Genomic DNA, 11532 nt, shown 5'->3' with positions numbered 1-11532 from the left:
GACCGTGAAACGACTCCACGCCGATGATAGTGCGGATTGCCCGTGTGAAAGTAGGTAATCGTCAGGCTCCCCAGCAGCATCAGAAACCCCACCCCGCAAAGGTGGGGTTTCTGCGTTTACCAGCACCGATTCAGCAGGCTGGGGGCATCGAATGATACAGGTCCGGCACCCTGCAGGGGAACCCTGCCACGGCAGAGGAGCACGGGTGGTAGCGACCATGATATGCACGGCATCCCGAGCCAGCGCTAAATAGCGCGTTAGCGCTTCCCGATGCTTAAGGCTGTAATTCAGCGCTTTCGCATTCGATGAACCTTTTCCGAAAGCAACTAGCTTGCGCTGCGTAACCATCCATTCGTAAGGCCTCTCGCACACTGTTTTTTTGCCGGTCATGGGGACCGCACGCTTCGTGCTCGATGTCGTAAAGCACAGCGAAAGGAAGAGAAGGGCGGGAGAGCCAGCCCTGCAACCAGGCATGCATGTAATTTGCATGCAGATCAAAGAATTTCGGTCTCGCATGTGATGCACATCCCATTTCAGTGATGCTCTGCCGGAACGACGTCTTCCACCTGCCGTAATCATCGCAACGTTACTTAAGTGCCCGTGCCCGCACTGGCCGTCTACCTTTGTTCTTCCTCACCCAGCGTCCTGACAGCCTCGCGTTTAGCTTGTGATTCAACGCGATGGCGGCAAGCGATACAACCGGTCTTCTGCGGTCGGCCACTACCAAGGCTTTTGAATTCCGCGCTATCGTGCGGATGCCGACGTCGGCCAAGCATCACTTCTTCTTCGATAGTGTTCATCTGTTCCCTATTTAAAAGGGACACGATGCTCCGAGACCTTTAACGCAGCTCACGACGAGATGATCGGGCGCTCACGAAGGTGCGCACAAAGCGGAAATTTAACTCACTACTGTATGGTTCGGAGTGCCGCGTAAATCAAACTGTCTGACAAAATTAAAATAAGAATCGCGACACTTCGCTGCGCCACTCGTCCTTAACATTTCCCGCAAAGTACTGTATAAATATACAGTACCAACTCATCTCCCAATCTTGCTCGATTTTTGAGCAGGGTGAGCATTCCCTTTCTACGAGCGTGTCTATGGCGGCAGCGATTCAGCTTGTGACGGCTACGCTGTCGTCGCAATTGCGGCGTCAGGTGTGGCAGGGCAATGAGATTGCCGAGGCAGAGTCTCGCGTAATTTCTAGCGGCTATACGGCGTTAGATCAACTGTTGCCGGGGCAAGGCTGGTCGGCTGGCAGTCTGACCGAGTTATTGATCGAACATTGTGGGGTGGGGGAGGTGCGACTGCTGGCTCATGCGCTTTGCCATCTGACAAAGCAGGCCGGGCGGCATGTCATGCTCGTCGCACCTCCCTATAAGCCATGTGCTGCGGCTTTGAGAGCCTGGGGTGTCGATGTCGAGCGGGTCTTATGGGTGCGCTCAGGTGAGGATCAGGCTTTGTGGGCCGCCACTCAGGCATTGAAGCAGGAGGGCATCGGCGCGGTTCTGGTATGGCTGCCGAATGTGCGCGCCGACAAGGTCCGGCGTCTGCAAGTGGCCGCTCAGGAATCGACAGCGCTGGCCTTCTTGATCAGGCCTGCCGAGGTCGCCACGCAATCTTCACCCGCGCCTTTGCGAATAATTTGCGAGCCACTTTTGCCCGCTAATGCGCAGACGATCAATCGTCGCCAATGGTTGCAGGAGATCGCTTTGTCGATCGATATCTTCAAGCGTCGTGGTCCCGCTCTCGCTGCACCTCTGCGTCTCGTTTTGCCGTTACAAGGCGTTTTGCTACCGGAAAACGGAGCCGGCAGCCGCCAGGACTCCGAGGTCAAACATGTTGTGGATCGCAATCACATTGCCACTCTTGTCGCTCGAAGCAGTGAAGCCTCTCGTTCCGCGTCCGGATGGTTCGCTCGCGAAGCCGAAGCGGTATGAGTTGTGCGACGAGGCAAGCAAAGCTCAGGATGTCCAGGACGCCGCCGCGGGGAATTGTTATGCGCTGGCTGATCACGCACACATTCTGCTGCCGGATTTCGACGCATTGTGTGCAGGAGTGCAGGCCGGTCATTCGCGTTCCTCAGCGTTGGCGCTTGCACCAGGATTGAAGTTGCTAGCCGCCGACATAGGCCGTGAGACTCAGGCATTCGAGGCGATCGCGCTCGCGCTGTTGACATACACGCCGAAAGTGTCGCTCGCCGAGGCTCACACCTTGTTGCTGGAAGTCGGTTCCGGTTTGAGATTGTTTGGCGGCTTGCGCATGCTGTTGTTGCGAGTGTCTGCGACAGTGGCGGAGTTCGGCTATACGGCGCGCATCTCCTGTGCACCAACTGCCTGGGGCGCGTGGTTATTGGCGCAGGCGCGCGTTGGCCGGCAGCGACATCGCTGGCATGTGATCAAGGAGAGTTCTCTCGAGCGTGCTCTCGATGGGTTATCGGTTTCGTTATTGCCGGTAGCGCAGGCACATCGTGATGCATTCGCGCATGTCGGCTGCATTACGCTCGCCGATTTGCGTCGATTGCCAAGGACGGGTGTCGTGCGGCGTTTTGGTAGCGGCATCCTGGACCTGCTGGCACAGGCGTACGGCACTCGTGCCGATCCGCGCGAAGCGTTTCGTGCGCCGGCATCGTTTCATGCGCAACTAGAATTGCCGTCGCGTGTCGATAACGCGGACGCGTTGCTGTTCGCCGCGCGTCGGCTGATCGTGCAACTGGCCGGCTGGCTGAGTGCGCATCATGCGGCACTCAGTGGTTATACCTTGCTGATGGAGCATGAATTGGCATCACGTCATGCTCCGAAGACATCCAGTCTGAACGTCGCGTGGGCGATCCCGTCGCGTGACGCGGATCATCTGATCTGGCTATTGCGGGAAAAGTTGAATCAAACGGTTCTGGCTGCGCCGGTCATCGAGTTGAAGCTGGTTGCAGATCAAATTGTCGAATATGCAGGGAAATCCGATACGTTGTTTCCGATGCCCGAATCGGACGGCGATTCGATTGCGCGCCTGCTCGAACGATTGAGCGCGCGATTGGGGCCTGAAAATGTGTTGCAGATGTCGGTGCAGGACGATCATCGCCCTGAACGGGCAATGAGCGTCGAGGCTTATCAGGCGAAGGCGTTTTCGCGCAAGAGGCGTTCGTCGGCGAAGGGGCGGACGAAGGTTCGGGAAGATAAGACCTGGCTGATCGACGAGTTGAAGAATGCCGAAGAAGGCGCGCGTACGAAGGGCGAGGTGATGGCGAGAGCAGCCGCGGTAGATTCGGGCACTATGGCTGAGAACATTGTTGAGCTCAACGCAACCAACGCAACCAACGCAACCAACGCAACCAACGCAACCAACGCAACCAACGCAACCAACGCAACCAACGCGACCAACGCGACCAACCAAGCCCCCATACTCCCTCACCCAGCCAACCCTCAACACAGTCTGGCATTGCCCGACACCCCTCTACCCAGCCAGCCGCGCCCACTCTGGATGCTCGACAAACCATTGCGCCTCATGATGCGCGACCAGCGCCCGGTCTATCGTCGTCCGTTGAAAATGCTGACCCGTACCGAGCGGATTGAAGCGGGGTGGTGGGACGGCGATATTGTCGAGCGGGATTATTACGTTGCCGCCGACGATCGCGGCCACATGTTCTGGGTGTATCGGGAGCGTACCGAGAAGGGCGAATGGTATTTGCAAGGCCTGTTCGGTTGAGTGTGATGAAAATTTTCCAGTCATCGCAGCTTGCTCGACAGTCGTCCACGGCGCACTTGCCGCCGTATGCCGAGCTGCATTGCCTGACTAATTTCACATTCCTGCGCGGCGCGTCGCATCCGCATGAGTTGGTTGAGCAGGCCATGTCGCGCGGCTACAGCGCGCTCGCGATCACTGACGAATGCTCGTTGGCGGGTGTCGTGCGGGCTCATGTGAGGCTGAAAGAAATAGGCGAGGAGCGGGAGCGTCAACGGAAAGAGCGTGAGAAGGAGAAGGCAGCCGAAGCCACAGAAAGTACAGAAGCACCAATCTCCGCTGAAGACGTAAAAGAAGCAGCAGTTCCGCACGAAGAGACGCGAAAACCTCCGGCAAGAAACGAAGCAAGAACTCCTGAAGCGCAACCAGAAACCTCAGAGGCACAAGCCGAACCCCAACCCGAACCGCAAAAGCCCATCCCCCACCTCATCATCGGCAGCGAGCTCAACCTGACCGATGAAAACGGCGAACCGTTCTGCACGCTGGTCGCGTTAGCCATCAACCGCAATGGATATGGCAACCTCTCCGAGCTAATTACGCTGGCGCGATCGCGCGCGGAGAAGGGCAGCTATCGTCTCGGCCCATCGGACTTCACCGATGCACTCCCACATCTGGCGCATCTGAAAACGTTGCCCGATTGCGTGTTGCTCCTCGTGCCGCAGCGTACGGCAACGCTCTCGCATACGTTGTATTGCGCGCACTGGCTCGCATCGTTCGCGGCAGGGCGTGCGTGGATCGCGCTTGAACTATGGCAAACCGGCAGCGACGATCTTCAGATCGACGCGTTGCGGATGATTTCGCAAGCGAGCGGATTGCCCCTGGTCGCCGCGGGTGGCGTGCTCATGCACACGCGATCGCGCAAGCCCTTACAGGACACGATGACCGCCATCGGCCGCGTCACGCCGCTGTCTGAATGCGGCCATGCACTCGAACCGAACGCGGAGCGGCACATGCGCACTCGGGTCCGGCTCGGCAAGCTGTATCCACGGGACACGCTCGAAGAAACGTTGCGCGTCGCCGCGCTGTGCCGCTTCTCGCTTACGGAACTTGCGTATGAGTATCCCGAAGAACTGGTGCCTGCCAGCGAGTCGCCGTCGAGTTATTTGCGCAAGCTGGTCATGGCCGGTGCCATGGAACGTTGGCCGCAAGGCATGGACCTGAAACGAATCGGCCAGATCGAAAAGGAGTTGAGCCTGATCGCCGATCTGAAATACGAAAAGTATTTTCTGACGGTGCACGATATCGTGAGTTTCGCTCGCTCCAGAAACATTCTGTGCCAGGGGCGAGGGTCGGCGGCGAATTCGATTGTCTGTTATTGCCTGCACGTCACGGAAATCGATCCGATCAGTATGAACATGCTGATCGAGCGATTTATCTCGCGCGCGCGCAATGAGCCGCCCGATATCGACGTCGACTTCGAGCATCAGCGTCGCGAAGAGGTCATCCAATATATTTATACGAAGTACGGTCGCCATCGGGCGGCGTTGACGGCATCGCTGATTACATATCACACGCGCAGTGCGTTGAAAGACGTCGGCAAGGCGCTGGGTCTGGAGGCGTCGCTGATCGAGCGGATCAGCAAGTCGCAGCAGTGGTGGGACGGGCCGGACGCGGTCGCCAAATATCTGACCGAAGCGGGCTTCGACGCCAACTCCCACATCACGCAGTATCTGATTCGTCTCACGAACGAGTTGCGCACTTTTCCGCGTCATCTGTCGCAACACGTCGGCGGTTTTGTGATCGCGAAAGACAAGCTGTCGCGGCTTGTGCCGATCGAGAACGCGACGATGAAAGACCGCAGCGTGATCGAGTGGGATAAGGACGATATCGACGCACTCAAGCTGCTGAAAGTCGACGTGCTCGCTCTCGGCATGTTGTCGGCGATCCGGCGCGGGCTGGAATTTGTCGCATTAAGACGCGGCTTTCCGGCGTTCAGGATGCAGGACATTCCGCGCGAGGATCGTGGCGTCTACGAGATGTGCGGCCATGCCGACACGATCGGCGTGTTCCAGATCGAATCGCGCGCACAGCAAAGCATGCTGCCGCGTCTGAAACCGAAGGAGTATTACGACCTGGTGATCGAGGTGGCGATCGTGCGGCCGGGGCCGATTCAGGGCGGCATGGTGCATCCCTATTTGCGTCGCAAGCAGGGTCTTGAGCCGGTCGACTACGCGAAAGACGAATTGCGGCCCGTGCTCGAACGTACTCTTGGTGTGCCGATTTTCCAGGAGCAGGTCATGCATCTGGCGATGGTCGCGGCGAAATATACCGGTGAACAGGCCGATCAGTTGCGACGTGCCATGGCCGCGTGGCGGCGCAGTGGCAACCTCGCGAAATATCAGAAGGATTTGAGCGACCGCATGCTCGCGCGCGGTTACGAGCAGGAGTTTATCGAGCGTATCTGCAATCAGATCGAGGGCTTCGGCGAGTATGGGTTTCCTGAAAGTCATGCGGCGAGCTTCGCGTTGCTGGTTTATCTCAGCGCATGGTTGAAGCGCTATGAGCCGGCCGCTTTTCTCGCGGGGTTGCTGAACAGTCAGCCGTTGGGGTTCTATTCGCCGTCGCAACTGGTTCAGGATGCGAAGCGTCACGGCGTCAAGGTATTGCCGCCCGATGTGACGCAAAGCGATTGGGAGTCGTGTTTCGAACAGCGCGAATCTGAGGGGCAGCGGATTTCAGCAGCGCAAACCTTGTTGCGTCGTCAGCAGGCGGTGCTGTCGGCGCAGCAATTGCGCGATCTTTCTTTGCGACGATTGTCGGTGAGCCGGACGATCCGGTGGGCGGCAAAGCGACTTGCCGCACGTGTGTATCGGCCGTCAAACACGTATGGTTTGCGCGGTCCCGCTGTGCGCCTCGGTTTGCAACTGATCAAGGGGCTCGCGCAAGACGCTGCCGAGCGCATCATGGCGGCCCGCAAAGACGCGCCGTTTTCCAATGTCGACGATCTGGCGCGTCGTGCGTCTCTGGCGCGACGCGATCTCGAAGCGCTTGCCGCGGCGAATGCGCTGGTCAGTATTGCCGGGCATCGACGGGAAGCCTGGTGGGCGGTGACTGCGCAACATATCGTGCCGAAGCTGCTGCGTGACGCGCCGATCGCCGAAGCGCCGCTGGCGTTGCCGCAGGCGGCCGAAGGCCGCGAGATCGTCGACGACTACGCGAGCATCGGGCTCACTCTCAATCGTCATCCGCTAGCACTGTTGCGGGCGCGTCTTGCGCAACAGCGCTTTCGTACGGCGGCCCAGCTTGCTGCGAGCCGGCACGGCACGCTGGTGCGCGCGTGCGGCATCGTCACCGTGCGGCAGCGGCCGGGCACGGCGAACGGCACCGTGTTCGTATCGCTCGAAGACGAAACCGGTTCGGTCAATGTGATCGTCTGGCCGTCGCTAGTGGAAAAGCAGCGCAAGGCGCTGTTGGGCGCATCGTTGCTGGCGGTTTACGGCGTTTTGCAACGAGACGACGGCGTGCTCACCGGTGGCGGCAATGCCGATAAGGAAGACAACGGCAGCCGGAAGAAAAAGCAGAAACACCAGGGCGAGGTGGTTCACCTTGTCGCCCATCGTCTCGAAGACCTCAGCGACTGGCTCGGCGAACTGGCGACCACGAGCCGCGATTTTCATTGATGCCGGTTCGCCGGCCTCAGGTCGACGGCGTTTCGCCTCGCCATGGATGCGCAGCCAATACCTGCCGGATCGCCGTATCGAATGGTGTGCGGCGGCCGATCCCGAGTGCCTCGAGCTGGCTCGAAGCGAGATGGCAGTTGTGCGGGCGGGGCGTCGTATCGGTCGGCGTGCGTTGTGGCGTCAGGCGCGCATCGAGTTGCAACGCGTCGGCAAGACGTATGGCGATTTCGTACTTGGTCATCGGTTCGTCGCCCGACCATTGGACCATGCCGCGGATCGTTTCGCCGCGCGAATGCCGTTCAAGCATTTGCCGGATCACAAAGGCGACGTCGGGCGTGAAGGTGGGATAGCGGATCGCCCATGCGTCCATCACGGCGGGCTTGCCGCTGGTGTCGTTAGCGCCGTTCGTGGAAGCCGAGGCGGCAATCGCCGGCACGAGACTGGTAACAGCCGATTCCGCCCAACTGACGACAGGTCCGTATAGCAGCGGCAACCGCAGCACACAGCCGAGGCTGGTTGTCTCGATTAGCGCACGTTCGCCTTCGAGCTTGCTGTGTCCGTAAGCGTTGAGCGGCGCGGGCGTGGAATCATGCTGGTAGGGCGGGTGGGTGCCGTCGAACACGTAGTCGGTGGAAATGGAGAGTGTCCACGCGCCGCGCCGGTTGGCCGCTGCGGCGAGGGTCCGCACCGCGTCGACATTCAATGCGCGAGCAAGCGCCGGATCATGCTCGCACACGTCCGGACGACGCTCTGCCGCAGCGATCACCAGCGCGTCAGGCGCTTCGGTTTCGACAAACCGCTCGACCGCCTGCGCGTCGCGAATATCCAGCGCAACCGTATTCGGACCTGGCCGGCTGAACGCCGTGGCAACGACTTGCCAGCCGGATTGCTGTGCGAGTTCGTCGACGAGTGCGCGACCGAGCAAGCCCGATGCGCCAATAACGGCAACCGTGAACATGATCTGGGGCTCGCCTTGTTTCGTTTAGTTTCGCTTAATGGGCGGCGTCGCCTGCGACTCCGGTCGCAACGGCCTTGACGGTGTAGCCGGCTTCGTCGATCGCGGCTTTCAGCGCGTCGACCGATTGTGTGGAATCGACCACCACGCGCCCCGACGCGAGATCCACCTGAACCTGGGCGGTGTCGTCGTGTTCGCGAATGGCGTTCGTGACGGCTGCGACGCAATGCTGGCAGCTCATGCCTTCTACCTGGAATTCGATGGTCATTGGATTGGTCTCGGGAGAAATCAAGATGGCGATAGTTGAATTATGCCTGCCGAACCGTATTTGAGTACGTGACCTTCCCATCATGGGAAGGTGTACGATCGATTCATACTCTGAGGAAAAGTCATGAATATCGGTGAAGCGGCGCGCATGTCGGGTGTCACGGCGAAGATGATCCGCTATTACGAAAGCGTGGGTTTGCTGGCGGCAAAGGCGAGGACGAGCGCGGGCTATCGCGTATACGGGCCCCAAGAGGTGCATTCGCTGCGGTTTATCCGGCAGGCCCGTCGGCTGGGTTTCCTGGTCGAAGATATTCGACGTCTTCTGGCGCTGTGGCACGACCGGTCGCGCGCAAGTGCCGAAGTCAAGGGAATCGCGCTGGAACATGTGGCAGAACTGGATCGTCGTATCGCCGAATTGACGGACATGCGCGACACGCTGGCCCATCTGGCAAACCATTGTCACGGGGATGACCGCCCAGACTGCCCGATTATCGAACGTCTTGCCGATGCGGATTCAGATACCAATTTGGAGAAATCAGGGTGCGATGATCGATAACGTTGGTAGCTGACAAGGACGCAGGTGCAACCCTTGGATGTTATTTGTCGCAACCCTCCCTTGTTTGCACCAATATTGTGCTTAAAAATTTGGGGAAGTACCAATTTTCGTTGAAAATGCATTCTGAATCGCGCTAAATCAACAACTTACACGCACCACACGCGTGCACCATTCCAAAACGGAATGCACGTCATGCGGGCATTTCACTAGCAAGGTTGCACCATCACGCTATAATCCGGGTTAACCCTTTTACGGGAAATCCCTGATGTCCAACTTCACCGGGGATTCAATCTGATCCTTGGAGAACATCATGTTTGCGTACATTCTTGAAAAGCTGAGCACCTGGTTTGAAACTGCAGAGCGTAACCGCCGTGAAGCCTACCTGGCCTCGTCGTCGGACATCGTCCAGCTCGAACAACGTATCCGCTCGCTGGAAACCAACGGCTACTCGCTGTAAGTTTCGCCCGCATCACGTTTGACCCGGCGGCGCATGTTGCGCGGCCACTGCAGTAAAAGCGTCAAGCCCCGTCAAATGCGGGGCTTTGTCACATCTGGACCTCGGAAACTGAATTGGGCGTCCGACGGCTAGTTGTGGCGAATATCGACTAGCCTCCTGGCTCACGTCGAGGTAAGGTAAATGTTCGCCGCGCCGTTGTCCGCGCGATTCGGCATTTTCAAACCAAACCGATCCGCCTATGCCTCCTGTCCGTCCGCTTAAATCCTTTCTGGCCGTGGCCTCCGCTGCTTCGCTGGCGACGGTTCTGGTCGCGTCCACTGCGTACGCTGCGTCGGATAGCACGCGCGCGCCGGTCATCCTCGATTCGCAGGGCGGAATTTACGACGGTCAGGGCGGCACGATGCTGCAAACCGGGCCGCTCTCGCGGCAGCCGATTGTCGGCGCGCAGCCCATCGCTGCACCCGCCGAACTGGCGCCCCCTGAGTCGTCGACACCGGTAGTTGTCGCGCCGTATATCCAGGTGCCGGTTGGCGGCGGCTCGACGCCACGGCCCCAGCCGCGTCCGCTACCTCGCACGCAGTAACAGTCTGCGGCGAGTATTCTCTCCGCCGATTTTTCCCCCGTTCCTTTTATTAAAAACATCGATGACACGGCGGGCGCCCGGTTGCTGCGCGCCCGCGTGATTACGCGTGAAGTGGCTCGACATACGCCATTGGGGTTTGGGCGAATGGCCCGGCCGAAACCGTCCGACGACAATCGTGGCGCGGCTTGTCGATGGCCATTCCGCGCCACGACGATCGTGCAGTGCCGCCGCATCGAATAAAAAGGAACAAGGAGATATCAGATGCCCCTTTTCGGGATGCGGCGTGCTACCCGCGCCTGCGTGACGCTGCTCGCACTTGTCGCCATCGCGCTACCCGGTGCCACGCGCGCCAAGGACGTACCGGAAACGCCGGCGATAACGTTGGCCGTGGGCGGCTTGCCGGGTCTTTACTATTTGCCGGTGCTGGCTGCGCAGCAGTTGGGCTACTTCAAGGAGGAGGGCCTCGACGTCACGCTCGAAGATTTCGCGGGGGGATCAAAGGCGCTGGAGGCGGTGGTGGGCGGCAGCGCGGACGTAGGCGCCGGCGCGTTCGAGCACACCTTGTTCATGCAGGAAAAAGGACAGCATTACCGCGCATTCGTGCTGATGGGCCGCGCACCGCAGATCGTGGTCGCGGTGCTGAAATCGAAGGCCGATCAACTCAAGACGCTGGCGGACTTCAAGGGCGCGAAAGTGGGCGTGAGCGCGCCGGGTTCGTCGACGGATCTCGTTCTCACCGTGGCTTTGCGCAAAGCCGGCGTGCAGCGCAACGAAATTTCGGCGATCGGCGTGGGCAGCGGCGCCACGGTGCTGGCGGCGGTCAGCGGCGGGCGGATCGACGCGCTTTCCAACGTCGATCCGATGATGACCAAACTCACGCGCAGTGGCGCAATCAGGGTGCTGATCGATACGCGAACCGTGAAGGGAACGCAGGAGGTATTCGGCGGGACAATGCCCGCGGCGACGCTCTACGCGTCGGAACAGTTCATTCAGAAGAATCCGAAGACGACGCAGGCGTTAGCCAACGCGATCGTGCACGCCAACCGCTGGCTGCAGACCGCAAGCGACGCCGATCTGCTGAAGATGGTGCCGCCGGCTTATCTGCTCAACGACTCGGCGCTTTATGTCGAGGCTTTTCACAATGTACGTGACGCCTATTCGCCGGATGGCTTGATGCCGGCGGACGGCCCGGCGACTTCATTGCGGGCGCTGTCGTCGTTTGATAGCACGCTCGATCCGAAGAAAATCGATCTGAACGCGACTTATACGAACGACTTTGCCCAGAAGGCCGCGGCGCAATTCAAGTAGAGGATGGCGGCGTATGCTCCAGCGCGCCGTCTGCGCGACGGCGGCCGGGC

At 59.6% G+C, this 11532-nt stretch carries 9 protein-coding genes and 1 pseudogene; 7 read left to right on the top strand and 3 right to left on the bottom strand.

Annotation, left to right across the window (positions count from 1 at the left end; genetic code table 11):
- Window positions 1-274 precede the first annotated feature (274 nt).
- Window positions 275-571: pseudogene (locus ABH945_RS09185) on the bottom strand (hypothetical protein); the annotation flags it as partial.
- A gap of 527 nt (window positions 572-1098) precedes the next feature.
- Here ABH945_RS09185 and imuA point away from each other — a divergent pair.
- Genes imuA through ABH945_RS09170 form a run of 3 tightly spaced genes read left to right on the top strand, consistent with a single transcriptional unit; the run spans window position 1099 to window position 7356 of the window.
- On the top strand, window positions 1099-1938 hold the full coding sequence (gene imuA, locus ABH945_RS09180) for a translesion DNA synthesis-associated protein ImuA (RefSeq protein ID WP_429250347.1): 840 nt from the start codon (window positions 1099-1101) through the stop codon (window positions 1936-1938).
- On the top strand, window positions 1838-3700 hold the full coding sequence (locus ABH945_RS09175) for a Y-family DNA polymerase (protein WP_429250388.1): 1863 nt from the start codon (window positions 1838-1840) through the stop codon (window positions 3698-3700). Before imuA ends, ABH945_RS09175 begins: the two co-directional genes overlap by 101 nt.
- A gap of 5 nt (window positions 3701-3705) precedes the next feature.
- On the top strand, window positions 3706-7356 hold the full coding sequence (locus ABH945_RS09170; RefSeq protein WP_429250346.1) for an error-prone DNA polymerase: 3651 nt from the start codon (window positions 3706-3708) through the stop codon (window positions 7354-7356).
- Between the two features lie 16 nt (window positions 7357-7372).
- On the opposite strand, the gene ABH945_RS09165 is transcribed toward ABH945_RS09170, so the two are convergent.
- Window positions 7373-8314: a dTDP-4-dehydrorhamnose reductase family protein gene (locus ABH945_RS09165; RefSeq protein ID WP_429250345.1), complete on the bottom strand. Its 942-nt coding sequence runs from the start codon at window positions 8312-8314 to the stop codon at window positions 7373-7375.
- 34 nt (window positions 8315-8348) lie between these two features.
- Window positions 8349-8579: a heavy-metal-associated domain-containing protein gene (locus ABH945_RS09160; protein ID WP_429250344.1), complete on the bottom strand. Its 231-nt coding sequence runs from the start codon at window positions 8577-8579 to the stop codon at window positions 8349-8351.
- Window positions 8580-8702: 123 nt separating this feature from the next.
- Between ABH945_RS09160 and cueR the strand changes: the two genes are divergently transcribed.
- The 4 genes from cueR (at window position 8703) to ABH945_RS09140 (ending at window position 11482) form a co-directional block, all read left to right on the top strand.
- On the top strand, window positions 8703-9134 hold the full coding sequence (gene cueR / locus ABH945_RS09155; RefSeq protein ID WP_429250343.1) for a Cu(I)-responsive transcriptional regulator: 432 nt from the start codon (window positions 8703-8705) through the stop codon (window positions 9132-9134).
- A gap of 310 nt (window positions 9135-9444) precedes the next feature.
- On the top strand, window positions 9445-9591 hold the full coding sequence (locus ABH945_RS09150) for a DUF3563 family protein (protein WP_074763567.1): 147 nt from the start codon (window positions 9445-9447) through the stop codon (window positions 9589-9591).
- A 238-nt stretch (window positions 9592-9829) separates the two neighbouring features.
- On the top strand, window positions 9830-10174 hold the full coding sequence (locus tag ABH945_RS09145) for a hypothetical protein (RefSeq protein ID WP_074763568.1): 345 nt from the start codon (window positions 9830-9832) through the stop codon (window positions 10172-10174).
- Window positions 10175-10435: 261 nt separating this feature from the next.
- A complete protein-coding gene (locus ABH945_RS09140; RefSeq protein ID WP_429250342.1) occupies window positions 10436-11482 on the top strand; it encodes an ABC transporter substrate-binding protein in 1047 nt (348 codons plus the stop codon).
- Window positions 11483-11532 lie beyond the last annotated feature (50 nt).

It is taken from the genome of Paraburkholderia sp. GAS333 (genome assembly GCF_050435665.1).
GTDB lineage: Bacteria > Pseudomonadota > Gammaproteobacteria > Burkholderiales > Burkholderiaceae > Paraburkholderia > Paraburkholderia fungorum_A.
Note: the sequence above shows the minus strand (reverse complement) of the source record. Positions and strands in the feature narration are given on the sequence as shown.

Excerpts from the sequence above, each read along its gene's own strand:
- imuA (WP_429250347.1), top strand. The coding sequence starts at position 1,099 with ATGGCGGCAGCGATTCAGCTTGTGACGGCTACGCTGTCGTCGCAATTG.
- ABH945_RS09175 (WP_429250388.1), top strand. The coding sequence starts at position 1,838 with ATGTTGTGGATCGCAATCACATTGCCACTCTTGTCGCTCGAAGCAGTG.
- ABH945_RS09170 (WP_429250346.1), top strand. The coding sequence starts at position 3,706 with ATGAAAATTTTCCAGTCATCGCAGCTTGCTCGACAGTCGTCCACGGCG.
- ABH945_RS09165 (WP_429250345.1), bottom strand. The coding sequence starts at position 8,314 with ATGTTCACGGTTGCCGTTATTGGCGCATCGGGCTTGCTCGGTCGCGCA.
- ABH945_RS09160 (WP_429250344.1), bottom strand. The coding sequence starts at position 8,579 with ATGACCATCGAATTCCAGGTAGAAGGCATGAGCTGCCAGCATTGCGTC.
- cueR (WP_429250343.1), top strand. The coding sequence starts at position 8,703 with ATGAATATCGGTGAAGCGGCGCGCATGTCGGGTGTCACGGCGAAGATG.
- ABH945_RS09150 (WP_074763567.1), top strand. The coding sequence starts at position 9,445 with ATGTTTGCGTACATTCTTGAAAAGCTGAGCACCTGGTTTGAAACTGCA.
- ABH945_RS09145 (WP_074763568.1), top strand. The coding sequence starts at position 9,830 with ATGCCTCCTGTCCGTCCGCTTAAATCCTTTCTGGCCGTGGCCTCCGCT.
- ABH945_RS09140 (WP_429250342.1), top strand. The coding sequence starts at position 10,436 with ATGCCCCTTTTCGGGATGCGGCGTGCTACCCGCGCCTGCGTGACGCTG.